This window comes from Paenibacillus sp. FSL M7-1046 (genome assembly GCF_038007405.1).
In the GTDB taxonomy this organism is placed as follows: Bacteria; Bacillota; Bacilli; order Paenibacillales; family Paenibacillaceae; genus Paenibacillus_AQ.
Window position 1 is genome coordinate 6,381,520 of sequence record NZ_JBBOXB010000001.1, and the last position, 26,107, is coordinate 6,407,626.

25 protein-coding genes are annotated in these 26,107 nt (G+C 48.6%); 5 read left to right on the forward strand and 20 right to left on the reverse strand.

The features are described 5' to 3' along the window. Nucleotides 1–1,074 carry a YeiH family protein gene (locus NYE29_RS28340; protein ID WP_340898470.1) on the reverse strand — a complete coding sequence of 358 codons (1,074 nt, stop codon included), beginning with the start codon at nucleotides 1,072–1,074 and terminating at the stop codon, nucleotides 1–3. Between the two features lie 197 nt (nucleotides 1,075–1,271). On the opposite strand from NYE29_RS28340, the gene NYE29_RS28345 reads away from it, so the two are divergent. Then, nucleotides 1,272–2,177: a LysR family transcriptional regulator gene (locus NYE29_RS28345; protein ID WP_340898471.1), complete on the forward strand. Its 906-nt coding sequence runs from the start codon at nucleotides 1,272–1,274 to the stop codon at nucleotides 2,175–2,177. A gap of 163 nt (nucleotides 2,178–2,340) precedes the next feature. Here the strand turns inward: NYE29_RS28345 and NYE29_RS28350 are convergent, their stop codons facing one another. The 5 genes from NYE29_RS28350 to NYE29_RS28370 all read right to left on the reverse strand — a co-directional run bounded on the left by NYE29_RS28350 (nucleotide 2,341) and on the right by NYE29_RS28370 (nucleotide 7,254). Then, nucleotides 2,341–2,916 (reverse strand): hypothetical protein, encoded by a 576-nt coding sequence (locus NYE29_RS28350; protein ID WP_340898472.1) that lies wholly within the window; start codon nucleotides 2,914–2,916, stop codon nucleotides 2,341–2,343. Nucleotides 2,917–3,341: 425 nt separating this feature from the next. Beyond that, a complete protein-coding gene (locus NYE29_RS28355) occupies nucleotides 3,342–4,019 on the reverse strand; it encodes an ABC transporter ATP-binding protein (RefSeq protein ID WP_340898473.1) in 678 nt (225 codons plus the stop codon). After that, complete coding sequence (locus tag NYE29_RS28360; protein WP_340898474.1) at nucleotides 4,016–5,080, reverse strand: ABC transporter permease; 1,065 nt, start codon at nucleotides 5,078–5,080, stop codon at nucleotides 4,016–4,018. The genes NYE29_RS28355 and NYE29_RS28360 overlap by 4 nt, the downstream gene beginning before the upstream one ends. A gap of 123 nt (nucleotides 5,081–5,203) precedes the next feature. After that, the gene (locus NYE29_RS28365) at nucleotides 5,204–6,580 is read right to left on the reverse strand and encodes a sensor histidine kinase (protein ID WP_076109311.1); all 1,377 of its coding nucleotides are present in this window, start codon (nucleotides 6,578–6,580) and stop codon (nucleotides 5,204–5,206) included. Beyond that, a complete protein-coding gene (locus NYE29_RS28370; protein WP_076109310.1) occupies nucleotides 6,577–7,254 on the reverse strand; it encodes a response regulator transcription factor in 678 nt (225 codons plus the stop codon). The genes NYE29_RS28365 and NYE29_RS28370 overlap by 4 nt, the downstream gene beginning before the upstream one ends. A 202-nt stretch (nucleotides 7,255–7,456) precedes the next feature. Here NYE29_RS28370 and NYE29_RS28375 point away from each other — a divergent pair, with 202 nt between their 5' ends. Continuing rightward, nucleotides 7,457–7,888, forward strand: coding sequence for a hypothetical protein (locus NYE29_RS28375; protein WP_340898476.1), 432 nt, complete (start codon nucleotides 7,457–7,459; stop codon nucleotides 7,886–7,888). Between the two features lie 6 nt (nucleotides 7,889–7,894). On the opposite strand, the gene NYE29_RS28380 is transcribed toward NYE29_RS28375, so the two are convergent. The 5 genes from NYE29_RS28380 to NYE29_RS28400 form a co-directional block, all read right to left on the reverse strand. Next, on the reverse strand, nucleotides 7,895–8,704 hold the full coding sequence (locus tag NYE29_RS28380) for an NAD(P)H-binding protein (protein ID WP_076109308.1): 810 nt from the start codon (nucleotides 8,702–8,704) through the stop codon (nucleotides 7,895–7,897). Between the two features lie 133 nt (nucleotides 8,705–8,837). Then, entirely contained in the window at nucleotides 8,838–9,290 is a 453-nt protein-coding gene (locus tag NYE29_RS28385; RefSeq protein ID WP_076109307.1) for a MarR family winged helix-turn-helix transcriptional regulator, read from the reverse strand. An 84-nt stretch (nucleotides 9,291–9,374) separates the two neighbouring features. Next, on the reverse strand, nucleotides 9,375–9,611 hold the full coding sequence (locus NYE29_RS28390; protein ID WP_340898481.1) for a DUF3977 family protein: 237 nt from the start codon (nucleotides 9,609–9,611) through the stop codon (nucleotides 9,375–9,377). 146 nt (nucleotides 9,612–9,757) lie between these two features. Then, nucleotides 9,758–10,951 carry a metallophosphoesterase gene (locus NYE29_RS28395; protein WP_076109305.1) on the reverse strand — a complete coding sequence of 398 codons (1,194 nt, stop codon included), beginning with the start codon at nucleotides 10,949–10,951 and terminating at the stop codon, nucleotides 9,758–9,760. Between the two features lie 182 nt (nucleotides 10,952–11,133). Further along, a complete protein-coding gene (locus tag NYE29_RS28400; RefSeq protein WP_083675487.1) occupies nucleotides 11,134–11,547 on the reverse strand; it encodes a bacteriohemerythrin in 414 nt (137 codons plus the stop codon). 496 nt (nucleotides 11,548–12,043) lie between these two features. On the opposite strand from NYE29_RS28400, the gene NYE29_RS28405 reads away from it, so the two are divergent. Beyond that, on the forward strand, nucleotides 12,044–12,187 hold the full coding sequence (locus NYE29_RS28405) for a DUF5808 domain-containing protein (RefSeq protein ID WP_179091680.1): 144 nt from the start codon (nucleotides 12,044–12,046) through the stop codon (nucleotides 12,185–12,187). On the opposite strand, the gene NYE29_RS28410 is transcribed toward NYE29_RS28405, so the two are convergent. The 4 genes from NYE29_RS28410 to NYE29_RS28425 all read right to left on the reverse strand — a co-directional run bounded on the left by NYE29_RS28410 (nucleotide 12,180) and on the right by NYE29_RS28425 (nucleotide 15,504). Continuing rightward, a complete protein-coding gene (locus NYE29_RS28410) occupies nucleotides 12,180–12,662 on the reverse strand; it encodes an NADAR family protein (RefSeq protein WP_340898485.1) in 483 nt (160 codons plus the stop codon). The genes NYE29_RS28405 and NYE29_RS28410 overlap by 8 nt on opposite strands. Before the next feature lie 17 nt (nucleotides 12,663–12,679). Then, a complete protein-coding gene (locus NYE29_RS28415; RefSeq protein ID WP_340898486.1) occupies nucleotides 12,680–13,588 on the reverse strand; it encodes an NUDIX hydrolase in 909 nt (302 codons plus the stop codon). A gap of 221 nt (nucleotides 13,589–13,809) precedes the next feature. Further along, nucleotides 13,810–14,673 carry a cation diffusion facilitator family transporter gene (locus NYE29_RS28420; protein WP_038591441.1) on the reverse strand — a complete coding sequence of 288 codons (864 nt, stop codon included), beginning with the start codon at nucleotides 14,671–14,673 and terminating at the stop codon, nucleotides 13,810–13,812. Between the two features lie 327 nt (nucleotides 14,674–15,000). After that, nucleotides 15,001–15,504 (reverse strand): ferritin, encoded by a 504-nt coding sequence (locus tag NYE29_RS28425; RefSeq protein WP_038591439.1) that lies wholly within the window; start codon nucleotides 15,502–15,504, stop codon nucleotides 15,001–15,003. A gap of 115 nt (nucleotides 15,505–15,619) precedes the next feature. Here NYE29_RS28425 and nagZ point away from each other — a divergent pair, with 115 nt between their 5' ends. Continuing rightward, a complete protein-coding gene (gene nagZ / locus NYE29_RS28430; protein ID WP_340898488.1) occupies nucleotides 15,620–16,951 on the forward strand; it encodes a beta-N-acetylhexosaminidase in 1,332 nt (443 codons plus the stop codon). Between the two features lie 89 nt (nucleotides 16,952–17,040). On the opposite strand, the gene NYE29_RS28435 is transcribed toward nagZ, so the two are convergent. The 5 genes from NYE29_RS28435 to NYE29_RS28455 all read right to left on the reverse strand — a co-directional run bounded on the left by NYE29_RS28435 (nucleotide 17,041) and on the right by NYE29_RS28455 (nucleotide 23,885). Further along, nucleotides 17,041–18,141 carry an efflux RND transporter periplasmic adaptor subunit gene (locus NYE29_RS28435; protein ID WP_340898489.1) on the reverse strand — a complete coding sequence of 367 codons (1,101 nt, stop codon included), beginning with the start codon at nucleotides 18,139–18,141 and terminating at the stop codon, nucleotides 17,041–17,043. Nucleotides 18,142–18,170: 29 nt separating this feature from the next. Continuing rightward, on the reverse strand, nucleotides 18,171–19,553 hold the full coding sequence (locus tag NYE29_RS28440) for an ABC transporter permease (protein WP_076109301.1): 1,383 nt from the start codon (nucleotides 19,551–19,553) through the stop codon (nucleotides 18,171–18,173). Then, on the reverse strand, nucleotides 19,550–20,263 hold the full coding sequence (locus tag NYE29_RS28445) for an ABC transporter ATP-binding protein (RefSeq protein ID WP_076109300.1): 714 nt from the start codon (nucleotides 20,261–20,263) through the stop codon (nucleotides 19,550–19,552). The genes NYE29_RS28440 and NYE29_RS28445 overlap by 4 nt, the downstream gene beginning before the upstream one ends. Nucleotides 20,264–20,286: 23 nt before the next feature. Beyond that, nucleotides 20,287–22,866, reverse strand: a complete 2,580-nt coding sequence (locus NYE29_RS28450; protein WP_340898490.1) for a hypothetical protein — start codon at nucleotides 22,864–22,866, stop codon at nucleotides 20,287–20,289. Between the two features lie 185 nt (nucleotides 22,867–23,051). Beyond that, nucleotides 23,052–23,885: a helix-turn-helix transcriptional regulator gene (locus NYE29_RS28455; protein WP_340898491.1), complete on the reverse strand. Its 834-nt coding sequence runs from the start codon at nucleotides 23,883–23,885 to the stop codon at nucleotides 23,052–23,054. Nucleotides 23,886–24,031: 146 nt separating this feature from the next. Here NYE29_RS28455 and NYE29_RS28460 point away from each other — a divergent pair, with 146 nt between their 5' ends. Further along, on the forward strand, nucleotides 24,032–26,086 hold the full coding sequence (locus NYE29_RS28460) for a beta-galactosidase (RefSeq protein ID WP_340898492.1): 2,055 nt from the start codon (nucleotides 24,032–24,034) through the stop codon (nucleotides 26,084–26,086). Nucleotides 26,087–26,107: the final 21 nt, after the last annotated feature.

Consider the following 26,107-nt stretch of genomic DNA (forward strand, 5'->3'; position numbering starts at 1 on the left):
CTATGCGAGTCCAAGGAGATGAACCAGCAGAAATCCAAGTCCTGAGAGCAGTAACGAGCCGATTAAGCCAGCCAGCAGCGGTTTTTTACCCATTAAGGCAAAGGTCTTGATATCCACACCAAGCCCGAGTCCTGCCATCGCCATGGCCAGCAGCATATACGCCAGGATAATCAGATCAGCCGTTACTTGTTCAGGGATTATTCCCAGTGTATTTACACCGCTCATCAGCAAAAAACCGCCGATAAACCAGGGAACCGGAAGTTTCCTCCACTGAATTTTGGAATGCGCAGGCTGTACAGCCGCCACTTGCCCCCTACACTCCCTCTCCACTTTACGCTGTCTATAGGCTTCCCAGACTCCGATAGCAAGAGCTGCCGGAACAAGCATCGCTACCCGAGTCAGCTTCACAATCACTGCGAGGTCTGCAGCCTTTTCACCGATGGGGGCGGCAGCGGCGATCACATGCGCTACTTCATGAAGAGTGGCTCCGGCAAATATCCCATACCCTTCTGGACTAAGGGACAACACCGGATAAATTAACGTATAAACCAGCGTAAATATCGTCCCCAGCACAGCTACCGTTGCCGCGCTTATTGCGGTCTCATTGTCCGAGGCCTTTAGTTGGGGAGAGATTGCCGCGACGGCTGCCGCTCCGCATATGGCAGTTCCGCAAGCGGTCAGCAGTCCAAGTGTCCTATCAATTTTCATCCATTTGCAGAGTCCATAAACGGTGAACAAAGTAAATACAATATTAATCACGGCAATCGCCAACACCTTGGGACCGGCCTGCACAAGTTGAAACAGGTTCAATCTCATCCCGAGCAGGATGATCCCTGCTCTGAGCAATCTCTTGCTGGAAAAGCTGATGCCCGGCACCGCCTGCTGCGGTACCCCTCCTGCTGTACGAAGCAGAACTCCTAACAGAATGGCAATTACCAGCTGGCCCATGATGCCAAGGTAAGGCAGCAGCGCCAAATATTTGGCTGCTATGGCCAGTAGTCCTGTAAGCAGGATTCCTAGAATAAATCCGCTGTATTTATCGTTCAAGCGCTGCAGCTGATGTGCATGATTCATCTCAAACCACTCCCTGTTTACGTTCAATTACGTTGCTAACTTGTAATCTCACTATAAGTGCAGCCAACAGGGAAGTGAAATACGTCTTTGCTATCTCTATCATTACAAATACTTATGTTTGGTGGTAATAATTATGTTAAAATAGATAATAAACGGCCATTCACAAAGAATCCCAAGGCTAATAATGAGGTATAATTATGATCGTAGATGCATTACGTGTATTTGCAACCGTTGCTGAGCAGCGCCATTTCTCCCGTGCCGGAGAACTGCTGAACCTCTCCCAGCCCGGTGTGAGTCTGCATATCCGCAACCTGGAGAATGAACTGGGAACCAAGCTGCTTCACCGTTCCCCGAAGGAGGTCCGGCTGACAGAAGCGGGAGCTATCCTCTATAAACATGTGAAGCAGATACTCTCCCATTATGAAGAAGCGGGCAGGGAAATCCAGCTGCTGCGCGATGAGGTCACGGGGAGTATTCATATCGGGGCCAGCTTTACGATTGGAGAGTACATCCTGCCTGGCAGAATTGCCGAGTTCGCCAATCAATACCCGCAGGTGAATCTGCAGGTCACCATTCACAATACCGAGGAGATCATTACTGCCATTAAGTCGAACATCCTTGACATCGGGTTCATTGAAGGTGAAACGTCCGACCCTGAGCTGTCCGTGATTCCGTATATGAAGGATGAAATGATCATTGTAGCTCCGTGTAGCCATCCCCTCTCGGCCGCAAATGCCGTTGATAAAGACATGCTACAGAATCAGGTATGGGTGCTGCGGGAGCCTGGCTCCGGCACCCGTGCCTTCAGCGATCATTTTCTGCAGCATGCCCAAATCTCCCAAAAGCGGTCGTATGTATTCAACAGCAGCCAAGGGATTAAGGAAGCCGTCTCGGCTGGATTAGGAATCGCCATGCTCTCGAGATGGATTGTGCGCAAAGAGCTCGCCCGGGGCGAAATCAGCGAGCTGCGGATCAGGCATCAGCTGCTGGAGAGAAATTTCTCAATCATCAGCCGCAAGGAGAACGCTGCTACCATGGCCATAACCGTCTTTATCGAGAAGCTGCTTGCACAGGTTAAACTAGACCGTGAACCGTCTGTCTAGCATTTATACGGGAAATCGAGCAGGAAGGAGCGGTCAGCCTAAATCGCACCCGGTGTCCCGAAAAGTTTTCAAACTCAAACATAGATAACCCGCGCAAGGCGCGGGTTAATAAAGGACTATACTCTTGTCTGATATTCATCCTTCGCTGCTGCAATTTTATTGTTTACTGTACAGTGCCACTGCCTTTTATGTCTCCATTAAGATGTTCAGTAGACCATGTTAACCGATGTTTTGTCATTTTAAAATCAATTTTGCCCTTAGGAACATTCTCCCATGTCCCTACGTAGGTACCTCCCGTTGGATATCTAACTGTCCCTAAAGAAGTAATGCCTGAATATAGCGTAATATCATAGTAATCTTTATCTGAATCTTTATATGGATTTTCTTTATCTTCCCAATCTCCTGATGCGGTGATTGTAACTCTTCCAGCTGAAGTATGTTCTATTTGAGATGAAGTTAGAGTTGAGTCAAATTCAAAATCAAAGCTGTATGGCATTTGAGCAGATGCAAATGTACTTAAGCCGGCATTATTTAATGTACTATTCACTTGAACAGCGTTTTGAATCAGCGGATTATTACCATATATTTCGTTATTGATAATGAGCGCTTCATTAAGTGAGGAAGGCTTAGACATAACCACATCTTTTTGATCAGAATCAACAGCCTCATTTGCATAGGCAGATGTCGAAAACGCTAATATCATAAACATGCACAAAATTAACTTTGAAATTCTATTCATACTTAACCTACTCCTTTGTAAATAGTAATTTTCAGTAACTTAATGCAAGACAAGTTTGCTGAGGCCTCAGCTATATTCCATTATCTTTCTTTATATAGTATTTTGATACCATAAAAAAGATATATTTTCCATATAAATACAACTTACTTTTGTCAACTTATCCTGCAGGTGTGCGAAGAAAATAAAGTTGTAGACCAAAATGTCAACCAATCTTTATACATAGTTGTTCTCCCTTTTTTTCCTATGGGAGTGTTTGTTCATCGTTTCCACAATAGAATTAAGAAGATGGCCGTAATTCGAATGGGGTCAAAACATTCGTATTCAACAGACCAACGGTAACGCGAATGACGCCCGTACTGGACGTACTAACTTAAAAAAACCTGAACCCTTGTTCGAGGGTTCAGGCCATTCAGGCATATATAAACTTAAGACTCAACCAGTACTCCATCCTCCAGATGCAGCACGCGGTCACACCATTCCAGCATCCGTTCATCGTGGGTTACCATGACTGCCGCTTTCCCCTCACTCTTCACTTCGTCGGCAATCATCCGCACCACTTCCTTGCCCCGCTCATAATCAAGGCTTGCAGTAGGCTCATCTGCGAACAAAATCGCCGGCTTGTTCATCCACGCTCTGGCAATCGCCACCCGCTGCTTCTGTCCGCCGGACAGCTGCTCGGGATAGTGGTTACGGCGCTCCCAAATGCCTAACCGTTTGAGTAAATACGCAGCCCGCACTTTGGCTTCTTTGGTGCTGAGCTTCGCCAACTTGGCTACATAGAGCAGCTGTTCCTCAACCTTTAAATAAGGCAACAGCTGTGCGCTTTGAAACATAAAGCCGATTTTTTGCAGCCGCAGTTCGGTTAGTTCGCTCTTTGCCTTATTGCCCAGTGGCTCTCCGTCAATAAGGATCTCCCCGCTTGTTGGTGTCAGTAGAGCTCCAGCCGCCGAGAGGAAGGTGCTTTTTCCTGAGCCCGAAGGACCCAGAACAGCTACAAATTCGCCGGCATTGACCGTCAGATCAAGGTTCTTCAAGACCGACATCGTGCTGTCCCCGTCTCCATAGGTTTTGGTCACTTGCTTCATGATTAATTTGGCACTCATGCTCCAGCCCTCCCTATCGCTTCCAATGCATCTACCTTAGCAACACTTGCTACAGAAATAAGTGATCCCAGCAGAGACATACCTATAAACAACACGCTGGTTAAAATAATCGTTGAGCTCTCCAACTGAAACGGCATCGAATCCGGCAGCCCCTTATTCATACCAAAGGTCAGCAGCAGGCTTATTGCCAGACTGGCTACAGACAGTATCATTACCTGCCCTACCACACTCCAGGCAAGATAAGACATTTTGGTACCCATGGCCTTCAGGATACCGAACTGGCTAGTCTTCTGGATCGTGATCACATAGAAGAATACCGCCAGTACAACGCCTGCTATGACAAACAGGAACACAATCATCATCATCAGTGAATTCTGCTCCGCCGAATATCCGGGTACACTGGAGATCGCCTGTTTTTGCGTGATGACCTCCACATTGTCCAGTTTGCCGGTAATTTCATCAGCTTGTGCAGAAGATGCGCTGAGCGCTATAACATTGTAAGGCACAGACTGTGAATCAGCCTTCTCCTGCCGTGCCCCTTGTTTCATTTCACGCCAGTCCAGATTATTGATATAGACGACCGGGGTATGACTGTAAGAACTGTCATCCACAAATCCGGATACTTTCCAGGACATCCCTGAAGCCTGATCAACGATGGTGCTTCCCAGGGTAATTCCCGACTGTGCAAGCTGGGAGTCTACAACAGCGCTGCCCCCGGCTTCATTTGATATCCCGGTTCCCTGCACCACCTTTGGAGCAAGCATACCATTCATATCGACGGCAAAAAAAGTAATGTCCGCCTTCGCATCCCCATTATCCGATGTAACCGTGCTCGTCTGGACCGCAAGAGGTGTTGCTTTATCTTCGCCCACAACTGAACGTGCCGCAATCAGCTCGGCATCACTTAATTGAGAACGTCTGAAGGCATGATCGGCGTCGCCCTGGACGACAAAATGGTTAGCCGGCATATTCTCCACCGCTGAAATATTGGCATAGGCAAGTCCTCTGGCCAGCCCGGTAACAAACAGGACGAGAAAGGACACCAGTAGCATGATGACCATGATAAGGCTGTAACGTGCTTTGGAATGCCTCATTTCCCTTAAAGCTAAAAACATAAAACCACTCCCTCTGCTCTGTATAACCACAGTGTAGAGGATGAAAATGAACGGAGTATGAATAAACAATTACAGAAGCGGCAGATTCACGGTGAAGGTGGTGCCTGTACCGACCGTGCTGGATACTTCAATAGTGCCACCGTGCGTTTCGATGATTTTCTTCGCGATAGACAGTCCCAGCCCGCTGCTGTTGCTGTCACGGGTACGCGCCTTGTCCACTTTGTAAAAGCGGTCGAAGATCATCGGCAGCTCTGCGGCTGATATTCCTTCCCCGGTATCCGCTACTGTAACTTTACAGCTGCCCCCGGCGGCTTCCGCGGATAGGGTGATGGTTCCACCTGAGGGAGTATATTTGATCGCGTTGGACAGCAGGTTCATCCACACCTGATACAGCAGATTCGTATCTCCAAGCAATATTATATCCTCCACATGCAGTCGAACCGCCAGCTCCTTCTCCGTCAGTCTCCACTCCATTATCTGCACCACCTGGCGCAGCTGCGCACGAAGATCAAAGCTCTTCTTCTGCAGCGCATTCTCGTCATAATCCAGGGAGGACAGGGTGAGCAGCTGTTTGCTGAGCGTCGAGAGGCGGCGGCTCTCCCCGTCAATAATGGAGAGGTACTCCAGTCTCTGGTTCTCCGGCAGTGCAGAATCTTTAAGCGCATGGGCAAAGCCCTGAATGGAGGTCAGCGGCGATTCGATCTCATGCGAGACATTGGCGACAAACTCCTGACGCGCCCGGTTCGTCCGCTCCAGCTCCTGGCTCATGATCATAAAATGGGAGGCCAGCTGGCCGATTTCATCCCGCCGCCGGGTATTGAGCCGGATGTCGTACCTTCCTTTGGAAATCCTTTTCGTAGCGGCAGTCAGCCTCGTAATCGGTTTAACCACATGCAGCACGGTAACGAGGACAAACCATAGACTGAACAGAATACTTACCCCAAGCAACACGGCAAAAAAGATCCGCAGCTCCCCAAACTGCACCTCGGCATCCGGACGCATAAACAAGGCATAGGTCTGACCGTTGATATGCACCGGCAATCCAATCGAGTTGCTGAGCTGATTATCAAAAAAACCGGTCACAAATACCTGGCTCGGGAACTCCGCCACTCCATGGTAGACCTCTCCGGCAAGCACGTTTTGCAGCACATCCTCGCCCAGATCATTTTTGCGGAAAGGCAAGCCATAAAACTTCTCGTCGCCCTGACCATTGGACAAGTATAATTTATACCCCAGGGATGCCGTACTTAGCAGATATTCTCCCACCGCATCGGGATGGTCCTGGACAAACTGCTGCAGACCTATCGCCATTTTCGTGAGTTTGGCATCATTCTGCGGTTTGATCTTGACCTGATAATAGAAGTTGGATGCGAAAAATCCCATAAAGCTGCTTATCAATATAATTGAGCAAAACAGCACACTCATCCGTACATAAAGCGACTTCATGCGTTCACCATCTCCACTTTATAACCGATTCCGCGCACCGTGCGGATCACAAAATCCTCTTGATAGTCAGCAAACCGCTGGCGCAGACGTTTGATATGCACATCCACCGTCCGTTCGTCGCCCTCGTAATCCGCTCCCCATACCAGCTCAATCAGCTCGCTGCGCGAGAACAGACGCCCCGGATACTGCGCTAGCTGCGCCAGCAGCTCAAATTCCTTCACCGGCAGCAGCAGCACATCGTTACCGTTACTGATTTCATAATTTTTGCGGTCGATCACGAGCGAGTTGAGACGGATCTTGTCATCGGAGGCTATCGAATAGCGGCGGAACAGCGCTTTGATGCGGAACAGCAGCTCCTCTGGCTCAAACGGCTTGGTCACATAATCATCCGTCCCCCGCAAATAGCCCTGCTCCTTATCGCTTAGCTGCTGCCGCGCCGTCAGGAGAATAATCGGAATGTCATACGTTTCGCGTATGTACTGGCACAGCTCCAGCCCGTCCATTTGCGGCATCATTACATCCACGACAGCTAGATCCACCGTGCTCTCCTTCATCAGCCCTACCGCTTCCCGGCCATCACCTGCTTCAACGACCAGATACCCTTCCCGCGTCAATACATGCCGCAGCAGTGTACGGATATTTAGATCATCATCGGCAACCAATATCTTTTTCATCTGAACACCTCTCCCATATCCCTTCTTAGCTGTCACCATAGTAGCAACATTGCTTCGTTAAGACAACCGGGAGTCCGGCAAGCTGGCTTTCTTTATGTTCTAAATTACTGAAAATCGTCACACCGCATGTTAATATTAAGGCACTATCAAGTCTTTAAGGGCTACATGAATATTTAGCTTGATCATAAGAGGAGGGCTTTTCTTGCATCCAATAACAGCAATGGAAATCACAGCCTCAGTTATTTTTGTCATTGTTATTTTTGTTATAGCAGTGCTTTTACCAGATAAGATTAGGAAGATCAGTTTAATTACTGCAGGTTCGATAACTGTACTATTGCTTGTGTTTTTTGCAGTTCGTCCCTATTGGCTTGATTATCAAGTATCAAAAAGGACAGAACAACTTAACCAATATTTAGAGGTAAAGTATCCTGGTGAAGAGTGGGAAATTAGCCGGCAAGCAGGAAGACAATACAACCCTTATCACCTGGAGGTTCGCTTCAGCAACGAAAAAGACTGGATATATATCTATTCCGTAGTAGATGCGGAGAATATCCACCAGAGTGTATGGGGAGTCCCAGGAGCCATGGCTCCCAGTGACGGGAAGCATTATGAATTATATCCATTAGAAAAATAGTATAGACTAAACAAAAGGCACTATACTGTCTTGCAGCGAAGTGATGCTCCGCCCCATTAATTGTTCCAGGTCATTCGAAGTAGAGACCGTATCAATCTTCTTCAGAAAAGAATAAATCCAGTGCTGAACGCCGGCATCCTCCCGATGTGTTATCGGCTTGCCTGCCAGCGATGTCAGCGCTGCTGCAAGATCACTGAAGCTCCACGTATGTGGTGCAGCCAGCTCATAAATCCGATTGCTGTGCCCGGAGCCGGCAAGAACGGCGGATGCAGCCAGGGCCAAATCTTCGCGTGGAATGGAGTTGAACCGAAAATCCCCCGGATGTGTAATCAGCTCACCGCTGCGGATAGCTTCTTTTAATCCAAGCACATTCACGAAATCAATATATAATGCATTGCGGAGAAAGGTGTACTCTAGGCCGGAATCCAGAATCACCCGCTCTGTAAGCGTATGGACATTGCCGGAAGCAACATTAACCTGTTGTTGCGGGAAGGCAAAGCCGGTATAGAGGATATGCGAAACGCCTGCTTTGACTGCTGCTTCAATAACCCGTTTATGCTGGGCAAGGCGAATGCCGTCATCAGTATGTGAGCTTGAAATTAGCAGCAGTTGGGATATATCATGGAATGCAGCTTCCAGCCCTTCCGGGACATCATAATCGGCATAACGTATTTCTATTCCTTGACGTTGTAGTTCTATAGCTTTGTCCGGATGGCGGGCACCTGCAACAATCTGCTCCTGTGGCATTTTTAGCAGCAGATTATCAATAATCAGGCGTCCTAATTGGCCAGTTGCTCCCGTAATCATAGTCTTCATCGGTTTGCACCCTCTCTTTGGTTCACGGAATTTAGTTAAGCTATTAACTATATAAGCAAAAAAATGTTACGTATCTCTACTATCAGATTAATGTTAAGATGAGAATTTCACCGGTCGCTTTATACCTCCAAATTTATATAGAGCGGTTCAGTTTGTGCAGCAATGACATCAGCTCCAGCAGTTCCTTTTCATCCAGCCGCTTCATGACTTCGGCAACCGCCTGACGGTTCTCCGGAAGATGCTCTTTCAGCAGTGCGCGTCCGCTACCTGTGATCGAAATGACCGATTTCCGGCCGTCCGTAGCATGGCTTGCCCGGCTGATCAATCCGTTCTTCTCCAGCGGCAAAAGCAGCAGGCTGATATTGGCTTTGGTCACGCCAATTTTCTCAGCAAGAACCGAGGGCAGCATAGTTCCGCCGTGCTTGGCGATTTCCACCAGAACACGGATACGCGCTCCGTTCAGACCCTGATTCTGCCAGTATTTCTCGGATACCGCTACGACATTCGCAGTTGCCTCAACCAATGTGAAGAATGCCTCCGTGTATAGCGGCTGCTCCATTACATATCTTTGTAGATCGTCGTCCATAAATTCCGCTCAGCTCCAATTAGTTAATAACTTAACTACTTCAATGTACGTGAATCTACCGCATCTGTCAATCCTATAACAGTTCTAATAACTGCTGATTCCGATAACTATTTTGATTTTACTTCTGCTCTTCCTTGCTTTTTTGCAGCCTTCTTTAAGATCAGCAACGAATACAGTCTTCCCTATCCATATCCTCAGGTACAGCGAATGGAAATGGATCGGCCGGATAATCCCCTGCTGCTCCGTCTCCGTTCCATCCTCCAATTCTGTTTCCGTTCTGACTATCCACCGGTTGCCGATTCCAAATTCTATGTATTTCAAGACTAACACTCCTTAGACATGATTAACCCCCGCAGCTACTCCATTGAAGCCGCAGGGGTTCTATTTTGGGATTGGTCGTGACTGCATGTAATTCTCAAGTTCAATCTATATAATGTCTAATGTTTAATGTTTAATTCAGGTACAGCTTAAATAAGCACTGTCTGTGAAGACAGCGGTTCTTCACTGTACTGTTTGCTGCCCTCCAGCAAAACTTCCAGCTTGATCAGCTCGGAGCGGCTGGCCAGACGGATCGGCGGCCCCCAGGTGCCATAGCCGGAGGAGACGATTACATGCATTTTCTCCTTAAGCAGATAGCCCCAATCCAGCTCAAAGAGGCGTTTGGTAATCCAGTGATTAGGCGCAATCTGTCCGCGGTGTGTATGTCCGGATAACAGAATATCCACCCCTGCCTTTGCTGCAAGGTCAAAACCGGTAGGCTGATGGTCCATCATGATTACAGGACGGGAGAGATCCAGACCTTCCAGCAACGAAGAGACACTAAGTCTGCCGCCTGCCTCCATAGCTTCCGCGGTTTTATCTTTCCGGCCGACAATATAGACGCCCGCAGTTTCCACCACTTCGTCCTGCAGAACTTTGATACCGATGCTATCCATCAGCTCAGTATACTCTTTGATCGAGCCGCCGTAATATTCATGATTTCCCAGTACGGCATACACGCCATAACGGGCTTTAAGCAGCTTTAACTGTTCACTCATTCCATTGCGGATAAACGGCTCGATACTGTCATCCAGCACATCTCCGGCCAGCAGGATAACATCCGGCTTCATGTTGTTGATCTCGGTGACCATTTTGCGCAAATGACGGTTGCCTACAATATTCCCCAGATGCAAATCCGAAGCAACGGCTACTGTAAGGGGTGCGCTTGTTCCAATGGATTTATCAATTTTGATCGGATGAGTGCGTACAATAGTGCTCCAGGCATTCCGTGAACCCCAGATGAGGAAGATAGCCAGTAACAGAACCAGCGTCGCTCCTGCTTCATAAGTAAATGCCGAACGGTTAACCCCCATAAGTCCCAGCACCCAATAGAGCAGATCAGTCAACGGCAGCACAATTACCGCAAACTCCATGCAGGCCAAATAGTAGGACCCGATCACTTTGAAGAATCTGGCAGCCGGTTTCACAGCCTTTGGCCAGGGCACCATTCCGATCATATAGGCAAAAGCAATAACCATAAACACCGTCCAGTAGGCACCTGCTGAAATACCCGGCAGCCAATTCTCCAGTAAAACCCAGAGATGAAGACCGATGTAGAAATTAACCAATCCCAATACAAGCAGCACTCCAGCTCCGGAAAATAGCATGCGCAGTATTTTCATTCAACCACTCCTTTAGCGTACAGCTCATATCTATACGTTCTACCTCAAATCATATCATAAAGTATTAGCCGAGTATAAACTGTGCCGGAGCATTATAATAAATGAGAGGGTCTACCTCCCAACAGTCAAGCAACATAAAAAAGAAAATGCCCTGCGGCATCTTCATGATCTATCTATGTAAGTTATACAGCCTTATTGCCTTTGGCGGCAATGCAATCACCGATCAGCCTGTCACATTTGTGGATATGGTTGATCAACCAGTCCGTCAAGGTGCGGTTCAGTTTGATTGTGGACAGTACGGATACGCCCTTGGTCTTTATGCTTTCTTCTAGTTCAAGCACGGTCTTCACGAACTCGGCATGAGTCTTCTGGTGCTCGGCAAGCTCAGGGAAATCAATCTCTGACATCAACTGCTCTTCATTGCCAAAATGCTCAAGGGTATAGTCCTTAAGGAATTTCAGTGTTTCTTCAATCTTTTCTTTGCCTTTCTGGTTCGTGCAAGCATCAAAAAATTCATTAAGCTTCACAAGCAGCTGTCTGTGCTGGCAGTCAATCTTCTCCACGCCGATATCATATGAATCCTTCCATTCAATCATGTACTCACTCACCTTACCCTTTACCATAATTTGCATATTTAGAGACATATCTAATTCTCCACATTTCCGCAAGAAAGTTCTGTTAACAACATCACACGACAATATGTAACAAATTTCTTTTGGGTTGACGCAAAAAAACGCTATATTGATTGAACTTATAATTCTTCTATTTTGGGATTGGCCGTGACTACAGAGAATGTTTGGACTTCCGGCCGCTGTTGTCGTAAGAATTTCTTGATTTAACCCGCTATTTGCGGTGGAAATCCGGTGACTGGTTATGCTTCCGAAGAGAGCTTTCCTACGGAAAGCTTTCAGGCGGTCGCTATCGCTCCTACAGTTCCAAAATTCCCCTCCGCATTTTTCCCTTAATGTATATAAGTTCATTCTATATAGCCTGAAGGCTGCGTATCAGAAGTTATTGCAATTTCTCGCTAAAAGATCAATACTTATCTCAGTATTTACAGGAAATAAATCTCAGAGGACAGAGGTGCACGATATGTTCAGCAAAAAAGCTCCAAAGCAACGTATATTTGTTCCGAAATCGTCAGGGCTCGGCTGGGGATTAAATCCTAATCACCCGCTGTCCTGGATGGCAGCTTTTGGTCTGCTTGTACTGGTAATCTATCTAACGATTAGATAGTAGAGCGAGTAAACTCCTCGCGAAGATTCGTCAGGATTTCCCCCAGCCAGTTGGTGCCGCGCCAGGTAGTTCTTCTTCGTATCCTCGGATCCTCTTCCGTTAAGCCCACACCCCAGATCCGGTCCGTCGGACTGGCCTCTACCAGCGTGGTGCCTTTCGTATCCAGCAGCGCTTGCAGCAGGTCCTCGTTCTGAATAAACTTCTCCCAGTTTCCTTGATAGACAATCTCTTTGCAGTGTTGTTCCCAAATGGTTTTGTCGAAACCTCTCACCTGACGCCCCAATGCCTTCTGCTCTCTGGGGGTTGTGGCCCGCAAGATTTTCAATCCCAGCTCTTCATCCTTAAACAATTGTGCCTTACTGTACATCATATACTGCTCAGTGCTATTAAAGTGAAGCTCTCCCACCGTGAAACGGCAGGGATACCATTGTGAGAATGGTGAGCCACTGCGGTAAAAATAGGTGAATTTCTCCATCTTACTCTCTCCTCATATCATTGATTGGAAGCCCGGTTCATGTTGTATCGGTACAGCTTAGAGGGCCGGTGTCCGGCATCCCTGGTGAAATCCTCAGTTTCCATCACACGGTCAGCAATCTTCCGGCGGAAGGCGGCGGCCAGCAGCTCTTTGCCCAGAATGATTTCATAGACACGCTGAAGCTCCGACAAAGTGAACAGGGGCGGCATCAGATTAAAAATAATATCCGTATATTCAACCTTGCCGCGCAGGCGTTCGATCGCATATTGAACCATCATCAAATGATCAAAAGCGAAGCCTTCACTCTGCACGATCTCACGTTGGATCTTGCTGACATGGCCTTGAACGGATTCGGTAATTTTGACCACTCCTGATAAAGTCACCTTATCACTTTGCAGAGTGATCTTGATGAATTGGTCCTGCTCATATCCTTGCTCCAGCTCTCTGCGGCTTGCTTCGAGGATCTCATGTGATACCTCGAACCAGGCAGCATCAGCCGCATCATCCCCCGCCTGCACATTCAGTGCGGTACGATCAACCAGAGCCATATAGGAACAGCTGATAACCCGCATCCGCGGATCGCGCTGCACCTCTCCCCAGGTATACAGCTGTTCCATATAGATATTGTCTATATTCGTTTCTGTGAACAATTCCCGGCGTGCCGCTTCATCCAGGCTTTCATGTACACCGACAAAACCGCCAGGCAACGCCCATTGTCCCAAATAAGGATGTTCGCCCCGTTGAATCAGCAGCAGCTGCAGTGATTTCTCGGAAAGCTTCCGGTAATTATCCTGTTCCCGTTCCATCACGGTAAAAATCAGCATGTCGACCGTTACGGATGGACGTTCATACATTCCAGCATCATATGTTTTTAGGAATTGTTCCTCGGTTATACCGTTGCGGTCAGTGACCGGTTGTTTTGACATAGCCAAACTCCTTTGCAGCTGCGGATTTAATTATTATCTTTTTGTTAATATCATAATGTTATTATATACATATACAAGAGGTATAAGTCAAGCATTAGAGTGTTCATGCAGGAAATTGCAATGCGCTACAATGAGGGTTCTGCACGTAGGCTATATTGCAAAAAAAGCCTGACTGCTCCGGCTTTCGCCGGGCATATCAGACTTTGGAATCCATTCTATATTTACAGCGGCTCTATATGTACAAGCACATTGGAAACCTGGTGTCGGTCCTTCAATTGGTCTTCAATTTCTTCCGTAATATCATGACTCTGCACCACGTTCAGCTTCGAGTTCACCAGCACGGTTGTATCCACCAGCACATTGTTGCCATGAATGCGTGCTTTAATATCTTTTATCGATTCTACACCATCGATTTGGGCAACGGTTTGCTTCATCAGCTCCAGTTCGCTTGCGTCAAAGCCGTCCGTTAAATCATGGCTTGCCTTGCGGAAAATATCCCAGGCTGTCTTGCAGATCAGAAGCCCAACAATCGTCGCAGTCAGCGGATCGAGCCAGGGAATTCCAAACTGTGAACCGATAATCCCTATAAAAGCGCCTATGCTTACGAGTGCATCCGAACGGTTATCCTGAGCTACCGCCTGCATGGCATTGCTTTTGAGTTCACGGGCAAGCTTGATATTGTACGCATAAACAGCCAGCATAACTAACGCACAACCCGCAGCCGTCCAGGCAGCGATAAGATCTGGCGTCTCCAGCACCGGTTGGACAAATTTGTTGACACCCTGATACAGAACCTGCAACCCTACGGCAATCATAATGAAAGAAGCAATCAATGCGGCTACCGTTTCCGCTCTGAAATGCCCGTAGCTGTGATTGGAATCAGGAGGTCTCCGGGAAATCTTAAGACCTGTCAGGATGGCGAGAGACGCAATGATGTCCGTACTATTGTTCAATCCGTCTGCAAGCAGTGCTTGGGAACCTGAGACACTTGCAATGAACAATTTGACGGCGGATAAAAGAATGTAGGCAAATAAACTGAGCCAGGCCCCTTTTTCACTTTGTTTAATGTCGCTGTAGTTTTCCAAAAAAAAGAACCTCCAAACAATAGTATTGTTCTATACTACACGCTGACATCCGGGTGGGTCTAGAGAAACAGTGTTGCCGGGCGGCGCATTAGTTAACCCTGCCAAATAGAGTTGGGAAGCAGGAAGTGTTTTGCAATGCGCAACATTGTTTGCCCTAGTTCAACATCAGACAGTGATTGGTGTCGGGAACCGGAATTATTCTCTTATACAGAAAGGCTTTGCGGGCTCTCACCCTTCACACGATAAACGCAAAAAAAGGACCTGTCCTATAAGACAGATCCCTTTTCTGCTAAACTATGGTAGGGCGGTTGCTCTTACATTAAGCAATTATTCTGCAGGCGGAGTAAATGAGCGTGCCGCAAACTCGGCGTCCAGCATGTAGAAAGCGTTGCTATCGGATTCAATCCGTTTCAGCTTGGCGATAATATTGCTGAACAGTGCCTCTTCCTCCACCTGCTCATCAATGAACCACTTGAGGAAGTAGATGGTCGCGTGCTCACGTGCATCCAGCGCCAGGTCGGCCAGATGGTAGAATTTCCGCGTATTCTGCTGTTCATGGGCATAGGCATGTTCAAAGGCATCCAGCATGGATGTATATTCGTTCTTCGGCTCCGGTAAGGCAGCGAGCGTAGCACGATAGTCACGGTCATTAAGGAATTTGTAAATTTTCATAGCATGAAACCGTTCTTCTTCGGCCTGTACCAGAAAAAAGTTGGCGAAACCGTCCAGACTTTCACCTGAACAATAAGCAGCCATCGCCAGGTAAACGTGAGCAGAATAAAATTCAAAATTCATCTGCTCATTCAATGTATTCATTAATTCTTCCTTCATGGGTCCCTCACCTCGTCCTTTAGAGTAATTTGCTTGAAACAAGCCTTATGTAAAGTCTCCTCCATCTTATCATCCATGCCAGTGAATCGGCAAACGAAAGGAAGAATATTTGCAAATGAAAATGATTTGGCTGAAATACCGGCACTTCACCCCGCGAGACTGGAGCAGACTCTTTCCTGTGACTGCCGTACTTACCGGCTTGCTTGCCATCAGCGGATGCGCAGGAAACACCAATGTGCAGACAGGAATTATTTCTCCCACGGACTACATAACCGCATCACCTTCCGCAACAGCGACAGCGACAGCAACTGCAACAGCGACACCCATGCAATCAGCGGCCAGCGGCAGCGATACATTTGAGAGCAAATTGGCAAATATGACACTGGAGGAGAAAATCGGGCAAATGCTCCTGGTCGGCATTGACGGCACCACGCTGGACGCCCAGGCAAAAAGAATGATTGCCGAAGACAAGATCGGCGGAATTATCCTGTATAAAGATAATATCAGCAACCTGAAGGGTATGGTCAGCCTGATCAATGACCTGAAGAAGAGCAACGCGGAGAATCCGGTTCCACTGTTCATGAGCGTAGATCAGGAGGGCGGAAAAGTCAGCCGCATGCCTGATGAATATGCCACAATACCGTCGAACGGGAGCGTTGGCGCAGCCGACAATTCCGGTGCTGCCGGAACGATGGGCAAGCTGCTCGCCAGAGAGCTGCTGTCAGCCGGGTTTAATATGGATTTTGCCCCTGTGCTGGATATAAACAGCAATCCCGATAATCCTGTAATCGGCGACCGTTCCTTCGGAAACACTGCCGACCTCGTCAGCAGATTAGGAATCGCTGAGATGAAAGGAATCGCCAGTGAAGGCGTTGTGCCGGTTGTTAAACATTTCCCCGGTCACGGCGACACATCCGTCGACTCCCATCTGGAACTGCCGGTCGTGAACAAAACTGCTGCCCAACTGGCCAAACTGGAATGGCAGCCGTTCGAGGCGGCCATTCAGGAGAATGCGGATGCGGTAATGGTTGCGCACATTCTTTTTCCGGAGCTTGATTCTGATAAGCCTGCTTCTTTGTCCAGGTCCATTATCGGAAAGCTGCTGCGTGAAGAGATGGGCTTTCAGGGAGTAGTCATTACCGATGACCTCACAATGGGTGCCATCACCGAGCACTACACGCTGGCTGCCGCAGCTGTCGATACCGTACAGGCGGGCAGTGATATCCTTCTTGTCGCCCATGAATACGGGAATGAGCAAGCGGTTCGGAAAGCGCTGCTGGCCAGTGTCCAAAGCGGCACCATCAAGGAGTCACGAATTGATGAGAGTGTCTACCGCATTCTTGCACTGAAGGACAAATACCGTCTGACCGACCAGCCGACAGCCGTACCCGATCTGAGAAAGCTGAACCAGGATATCACAAGCTGGCGAAGTTCGCTTACCAAGTAAACAAAGAGGCTGTTGAGACTCTCTCAACAGCCTTCGACAAGCTAAACGGGCAGCCTGTTGTTATATCAACAGACTGCCCGTTATTTTAACTACTGAATAACTACTTTATCCCCGGCCTTTAGTCCAGAGAGAACTTCTGTCTTGTCCGTAGTTTCCATTCCGACCTTGATTTCCTGCCGTACATATTGCTCATTTCCTTTATCCAGCATTACATACGCCAGATCACCTTCATGCATAACAGCGATGCTGGAGACTACCGTGGCTTTCTCTTTACGCAACGTCTCAATTTCGCCGCTAAGACTGAGGCCGCCGATTAAATGCTCATCCGGCTGGAGAGAAATAACCACCTCAAATTGCGGCACCTGATTTGCTGCCGAGTTCTGTCCGCTGGTTGTAGTGGCGAATTTCGATACCTCGGTCACTTCACCCTTAAGCGTAAGATTTTTCATTGCAGTCATCTTGACCTGAACCTTCATGCCCTTTTTGATGCGGAAGATGTCCTGTTCCCCGACCTGCGCAATAAATTCAAGCTTGCTCAGATCAACAATCTTACCGATGTACTGATTGTCCGTCACCATCTGCGGCCGTTCTTTGCTGCTGTCATACAGGAAAATGCCAGTTGCAGGCGCATGATAGATCGCCGTTTTGAGCTTATTCCTTTTGTCCGCCAGCTCCCGCTCTTGAATACCTGCGTTGACCTGATTCAATTCCTCATTCATGCGTGCCGTTTCCTGGGCCGCCAGCGCTTTGAGCCGCTCCGCTTCAGTTCCGATTGGAGCTGCAGTTTCCGCGTCCTGTTGGCTGACGAATGAATTCAGTTCCCCCTCCAGCTGCGCTTTGCGAATGGCAGCCTCCGTGGTGGCAATTTCGTTTTGCAATGTGCTTTGGTCCAGAGTGAACAGCACATCGCCCTTTTTCACCTGGCCGGCGTTCTCCACCTTCCACGCTGTAACCTTTGAAGCGTAAGGAGCATAGACCAGAGTCTCCTCTTGATACTGTGATTTCCCCTTCACCTGAACAGAACTCGTTATGGTCTCCTGAGTAACCGGAAAGCTGATTGCTTGCGTAGGCTCCATCACCATCTGGGGTTCTTCTTTTTTGATCACTTTGGTGAACAGCAGATATCCCCCGACACCCACGATGGCCGCAATAATGAGCCACTTCAGGGTCTTTTTAATTATCCTCTTCATTGTTCGGCGTCCTTTCAATTTAAAAATAGCTAGTCCCGCTTAATAGCAGTAAGCGCATCTGTTCTTGAAGCGCTGATCGCCGGATAGATCCCCGACAGCACACCTGTCATAATCGCAAATACAAGCCCGATGGGAAGGTTCGTTTCCGGAATAAAGAAATGTATACCATCACCAGCTGTACCCACAAGCTTGTTGAGACCATTTACAATCAGGTAGGAAAAGAGAACGCCCAATAATCCGCCCAAAAGCCCCAGCAGTGCAGCTTCCGTGATGAACATATTGCGGATTTGCCTCATATTCGCGCCCAGCACCTTCATAATCCCAATCTGCCGTCTGCGTTGATGGGTGGACATGGTCATGGCAACAATAATGGAAATGGAAGCAATGACTAGAATAAAAACACCTATTCCAAGCGCTGCCATTTTGATTGTATCAAATTGCTCTTTAAGCATATCCATCTGATACAGATTGTTGCTGGTCGTTAAAGACAGCTTCTGAATCATTTGTTCTACTTGCTTAATGTTCTCAACGTCGTCCACCTTAACCGTCACTGAGTTGTAGCTGCCTTCCTCAGGCACATTAATGACCGACATATTGTCAAAAGCAAGCTCTTTCCCGAGTTGAACCGCAGTATCCTGAGAGATATACATAATCTTGTCATAGGAAGCACGTTCATCGCTAGTCCCCGTCGGATTAGCCAGGATGCCCCCTACTTGCAGCGGTGAGCTGAGCTTGATGGCTCCTGACGCGCTGCTATAGTCCTGCGCCTGTATCTGTAGCTGCTGCCTATACATTTCTGAAGGGAGCAGGGTCATACTGGTGTATTGAGCATTTAATTCCTGGTTAAAAGGATCTGCCGAAAGACGCTCATAAAGCTTCGTACGGGTTTCATTGTCAATCAGGCCGAGTGTTGCCCCATAATTCAGCACAGTCATACCCGGGAGATTCGAGCCCCCTCCCTGTTTGTAGGTATGGCCGTACTTATTCAGCATCTCTAAGTCTGTTGCAATGACTCTGGCATCGCCTATTTTGTTGTCGACCGTGACAATCTGCAGGTAGCCGACATCTTGAAACGGCGCGGCTGCGACTACATGATCCAGACCACGGATAATCTCAAGCTTCTGCTCCGTCAGCTTACCTGGATTCAGGTTCTCGTTTGTTTCGGCAGGAGCCTTACTGCTGCCTCCGCCGCCACGCGAGGGGATACCGCCGCCTGGAGAGACCATAATTTCATCCATTTTAAAACTGCGATTGACCTCATCGGTCATATAGTTCTGTGCGGATTGTCCAACACTAAGCGCAACAATGATTGCTGCACAACCGATGGAAAGTCCGGTCATACACAGTCCGGTAACCACCTTGCGCCGTTTGACCTGATCCCAGGCCATACGGGTTATATCTCTGATCTTCACTGCGTCTCCTCCTCTTGAGGTTCCGCTTCTGCCGCCTTTTGCTCTTCGGTAATTAAATAACCGTCCCGCAGGGAAAAGATGCGCTGCATTTGCTCTGCTACCTCATGTTCATGCGTGACAACAATAAAAGTAGTGTTCATCGTCCGGTTGAGCTTAAGCAGGATGTCGATGATTTCATCCTCAGTCTTGGAGTCCAGATTCCCTGTCGGCTCATCCGCGAAGATGACCGATGGCTCCGTAATCAGCGAGCGGGCAATACTTACCCGCTGCTGCTGGCCACCGGACAGCTGGGAAGGAAATAAATCAGCTTTGTCCGGAATGCCGACCTGCTCCAGCAGCGCAAGCGCCTTTTGCTTACGGATCGATGGCGAGACGGACTGGAACACAAGCGGCAGCTCCACATTCTCGCGCACAGTAAGACTGGTGATCAGCTCATAGGCCTGAAAGATAAATCCGATATGCTTGCGGCGAAACACGGAAAGCTTGTTTTCTCCCATCTTAACAATATCATGATCCGCAATGAAGATATGGCCTTCAGTCGGCTTCATCAGGCCGGCCATCAGGTTCAGCATTGTAGATTTCCCGGAGCCGGAACTGCCCAGCAGGGCAACCATTTCACCCTGCTTTACATTGAAGCTGATATCGTGAAGCACGGGGGTCCATTCGTTGCCGGTCTTAAAAGAGTGCTTGATATTTTCTACTCGCAACATAGAAGCTGCTCCTTCTTCCATTGTCATTTAGCGTTGGTATCTTTCTGAGTTATCAGCTGGCGGTCGATGAACAGGTTGAAAACCTGGCCCCCAAGCTCCTGCCGCTCACCTTGGAATTCATCAAATAAAGTTAATTTGTAAGTGCCGCTCTTGAGCTTCATGTACAGATTTTTGCTGAAGGACATCGAGAAGGTATTGCTCTTTCCTTCTGTCAGATCTGTGCCTATAGTCAGCACTTTATCCTGTGTTACGCCAAAGGGATCGGTCATTCTAAGCACAAGCTTATGCTCCAAATCGCCACTGTCGATGCTGTTATCCCGGGTCAGATCATAGGTCATTACGATGTTGATGGTGTCGTTTAGTTCCAAAAGTCTGCCTTCCGAGTTGATGACCGATAAATTATAGGGGAAGAACGTGATCTTCGTTAAATTGCTTGCCGGTGCAGTGGTTTTAGGTGTGATCAGCAGGGCGCTTGCATTCATAAAGCCGGTCGCCTCTTGTCCGCTTTCACTTAACTTGTTTCCTGTCACCCCGGAGCCTAATACCAGTGAGATGTCATCGGCACTTACCGTCTTCGGCAGCTTCGCCCAGAATGAAACCAACTGCATACCGCCAGGTGTTGCAGCATTGTCCGGTTGATTAGGTTTCGCATCAAAGAACTGCCCGTCCTTCGTTCTGTAATACGCCTGCAGACGCGCCATCTTGCTTTGTCTTTTCTCCTGGCTGCTTATGAGCAGTTCCGTGTACACAATTTTGGAATTGGTCCCCTCATAAACCGTCGTACGGCTCTCCTGAACATTGGCATTTTTACCTTTGCCGCTGATTTTGTAGGTACCCCCGCGGTCAATGTTATCTATTGCATTCAGTGAATTACTCATGCTGAGGTCCAGGAACGGCACCTTTTCGGTATTCACCGTACTGAATAAATTGATTCGTACATCTTCGAAATCCTCGGTATACGGAACTTTGGACATCACTACGATCTCGGCGGACTTGCCCGGAGCCAGCGTTGCGGCCTCTTTATCGATCAGCAGATTCGTAGTCGCCGCTAAATCATTGCTATCCAGCTTAATCGCTCCCGTAAGTTCGGGAAGCGTAAGGGTTACGGACTGGGTGTTGGTGATGTTCAGCTTGGCCATGACGATATCATCATCCTTCCAAGGATACCGTTGCAAAGAGGTCAGGTTGTATGAGAAGGAGCCAAATTGATTCGTACGATTATAGACCTCCCCCCTTTGCACATCAGCACGAAGCGCATAAGGAATGGTAAAGTAGGCTACCGGAAAAATCAGTTTGGGAGCCGCCACCGCTACCGTTCCAGGTGTACCTGCGGTTTCGCCAGTGGTTGGGCCGGCCGTTTCTGTTGCACTGACAGCTTCAATCATCTGCAGCTGCAGCCCGGCTTGCTCGACCTCAAGGGGTACCTGCACCGTCAGTGGAACAACCTTTGTTTCCAACGGTTTTAGCGTGAGACCACTGAGCGCCTTAGCGTTCACCGGGAAAGCTGTCCCTTTGGTCGACTTCACGGCAAGCTCGTAGTTCGGCAGGGTCACCGCCTTGTTGCCGGCATTCTTCAGACGTAACTGAAAGGACCATACTCCATGGGCGTCCTCTGAATAAACCGAAGCATTCACCAGCTGCATTTCCACTGTATTGCTGTTAATACCGACTTTTTTGACAGCACCTGGATTCACAACAAAATTAGGAGTAGACGCAACTGGAAGCTTGAAAGACATTTTGGGAAGCTCAAGCTTCAGGGTCTCATCCTTTTGGGTAAACTGCAGCTTCATGTTGTTGGTATTCAGGGCTGCGGGAATTTCCGCCAAATAGTAAATGCTCTTTTTCTCCTGCGGCTGAATCTTGTAACCTGCCTGTGCGCTGTTCACCGTCAATTCGAAAGAGGTGCCGCTTGCCGTTTGGAGATACGGAGTGTATCCGGCTTCATTCAGAACTTTACTCCCCTTATTGGTGATGCTCAGCCCTACCTTGGCGTACACTTTACCGCTAAATTTATAGAGCTGCAGGGAATCCGCACTTGCTGTAACTGGAATGTCATTCATGGTGGTGCTCAGAATCTTACCGCGTTCAGCGGCTGTGGAATAGCCCGCCGGAATCGCCAGAGCTCCTGCATTCTTTAGATACCCCTTGGCTTTGGCGTCCCATACGTACATGGCAATCTTCATCCCCTGCAGCGAAGCCGTTTGACCGACATTCACATAGTAGGTCACACGCAGGCTGTCCTTGGCTCCGACCTTTTTCTTAAGCGCATCGGCGGTTACAGGGTTAGCGGGAATGGCTGAACCCCCCGGCGTGACTACACGCGGAAAATAATGCACCAGATTGGCACTAGAACTGCCGTTGTTAGAGAGCTTAAGCGTATAGGCCAGAATATTGCCACCGGTTTGCGGCCAAATATTAACATCCTCCAATGCGGCAGTGACTCCTTGGCCTAATTGAATCGGATTGATTTTGACGGTTGCTGTTGCTGCTGCTGGTGTTGTGCCTGCTGCTTCCGAAGAAGGTGCCGCTATCCCTCCGGCCACTTGACCGAGAACGATGGTGCTTAAGAGCAGAGCAACGTATGTATTTTTATGCTTTCTCACTTTCTTTCCCCTCCCAAGTCTATTAACTAGAATTATTATAGTTGTTGGCTGGAAGGTAAATGTAACCAAGTTGTAACTCTATGATGCGAATTTGTAACCTTTTTGTGCCAATGTTGCAAAAAAACAGCGCAACATGCGCTGTTTTCAGAATGGTGACCCTTAATAAACCCTAATCGTCTGCGTTACTAAGAGCCGAAAGTCCGGCGGTACTGGCTCGGCGGCATCCCTTCTGCCAGTTTGAACACTTTAATGAAGTAGCTGGATTGATGAAACCCTGTCTGATCTGCAATCTGCGCAACAGACAAATCGGAAGAGACCAGCAGCAGCTTGGCCCTGGCCAGACGGCAGTCACTCAAATAACGGTTCGGTGTCTTCCCCATGATGGACCGGAAGAGCCGCAAAAAGTGATAGCTGCTGTAGCCCGCAAGCCTAGACATGCTCTCCAGTGTCCAGGGACGCTGGCAATCCTTATGAATCATGTCGGCTGTGCGCCTAATGGAATGTCGGATCTCCAGGGGCACCGATCCGTGAAGCGGCTCGGAATTTTGCAACAGTGTAACCAGAATTTCATAAAGTAAAGCCGAGAAACGAGGTTCACTCCGGGTTTCATGGACTGCGCTAAGCTCGAACAGCTCATCAAAGATAGACTCCAGCCCGGCATTTGGATCGAATGTAAAGAAATAACCGCGAGACTGATCTGCTTCCTCCAGTAACGGCAAGGAAATGGCTGTATTGAAGTGAACCCAGCGCACCTCCCAGGGTCTGCGGGGATCAGAGCCATATTGCTGATATGCCCCTCTAGGGAACAGAAAGCCGCTTCCCCTTCCCATGGGAATCCGTTCTCCCTCCTGAAAAACATAACCCGTCCCCTCAAATACCAGATGGAGATTGTAGCTGTTCAGTACTCCCTCGCTTCTCCTCTCCGCATGCTGCGGAAAATGATTGTAATGCCCGAGAAATTCCGGATAGCATACGTAGTGGGCGTAAGCAGGGGCGGGCAAGACCCATTGCTTTTTCATTTCGTCCCCCTCTCTTCTACACTTGGTAAGCAAGCACGCAATATAGTCATATAATAGCAATATTATGTTATATAAGTTTTTATGTACCTGATAATACAATAGATTTGTAGAATGTTCAAAGCATATTTTTACACTTGGAGGAACCTATGAAGAAACCAGTAGCAGCAGATCGGTTCGAGCTGGGCGTATGCTATTACCCCGAGCATTGGCCGGAAGAGATGTGGGAAGATGATTACCGCCGGATGGTGGAAACAGGCTTCACGATTGTTCGAATGGGTGAGTTCGCCTGGTCCATTTTTGAACCTGAAGAAGGTGTCTATCAGTTTGAACTGTTCGACCGCGCCATTGATCTGGCTTACCGCCATGGACTCAAGGTGGTGCTGGGCACACCGACGGCTACGCCTCCTGCCTGGCTTACCGAACGATACCCGGAAGTGCTTAATGTGACTTATGAAGGTGTTACTCTTCAGCATGGCATGCGCCGGCATTACAATTACAGCAGCCCCAAATACCGCGAGTTATGCGCCCGGATTGCCGCTCAGCTTGCAGCACATTATGGCAACCACCCCGGTGTAACCGGCTGGCAGATCGACAACGAGCTGAACTGTGAGATCAGTGAATTCTATTCCGAAAGTGACCACAAGTCTTTCCGGAAGTGGCTGCAAGATAAATACGGCTCCTTGGAGAAACTGAATGAGGCATGGGGTGCAGTCTTCTGGAATCAGAGCTACACTAACTGGTCTCAGGTCTTTTTACCCCGTCCTACCCCGGTCCCGAGACAGCCGAATCCGCATCAGGCACTGGATGAGAAGCGGTTTATCTCTGATAATACGATCTCGTTTGCCAAGAATCAGGCCGACATTATCCGTGCAGCGGCGCCGGATCAATGGGTTACGACGAACGGGTTATTCGGCCATTTGGACAGTCATCAAATGAGTGATGAGCTGCTGGACTTTTTCAGCTATGATTCATATCCCCAGTTCTCTAGCATTCATACTGATCCTGGTGAACCAAATCCGCTGGGTGACCGGAGCTGGAGCCTGTCTCTCAGTGTTGTGCGCTCCATCAGTCCCAACTTTTGCATCATGGAACAGCAATCCGGTCCAGGCGGCTGGGTGAACCGTATGGACATGCCCTCACCTAAACCGGGGCAGATGCGGCTTTGGACGTACCAGTCCATCGCCCATGGCGCAGATATGGTGCTATACTTCCGCTGGAGAACGGCAACCATGGGCAATGAGATCTATTGGCATGGCCTCAATGATTACCATAACCAGCCCAACCGGAGAGTCCGGGAAGCGGCGCGGATCGGCCAGGAGCTGGCAGCATCCGGCCAAGAGATCATTGGGACACGCGCTGAGGCCACAGTAGCCATTCTGCGGGATTATGACAATGAATGGGACGGTGAATATGATGTCTGGCACGGCCCTTTCATGTGGCAGAGCAACAAGGAATGGTTCAAAGCGCTGCAGCGGCAGCACATTCCCAGTGACATTGTCTACTTGGGCGGCGCTACAACCGTAGAGGAACTGGCCCGTTATCAAGTACTGGTCTATCCGCATCCGGCCATCATGACGGATGAAACAGCAGTATTATTGGATGAATATGTGCAGCAAGGCGGGAAACTGATCTTCGGCTGCCGGACCGGATACAAGGATAAGCGTGGACATTGCTATATGCGGCCTTTTCCCGGGGCGGCAAGACAGCTCTGCGGGGTAACAGTGGAAGAATTCACTGTGGTTAAAGGTACACGGCGTCCCACCTTTATCAGTTGGACTGAAGCACCGGAAGCACTGACGGGAGCCGACGCTTTTAACGATATCCTTCACGTGGAAGAAGACAGCGTGGAAGTCATGGCGACCTACGCTTCCGATTATTATAAAGGAAAACCGGCCGTTACCCGAAATCTCCGCGGTAAAGGCGAGGTGTGGTATTACGGAGCAGTATTCAATGAAGAAGCTGCGACAAGAATCATTGGTGCTCTAAATCTACGTTCACCGGCTGAACATTGGCTGGAGCTGCCAAGTGAGGTCGAGCTGCAAATCCGTCAAGGCGAATCCGCCAGCCTCACCTTCCTTCTGAACTACAGCGAAGAGCCTGCAGTGATCTCACTCAAAGAACAGAGAACAGATTTGCTGACAGGAGAAAGCATTTCGGGAACCTACAGTATGGAAGGATTCGGTGTGCTGGTGCTCAAATAATAGGATAAATATAATTAGAAG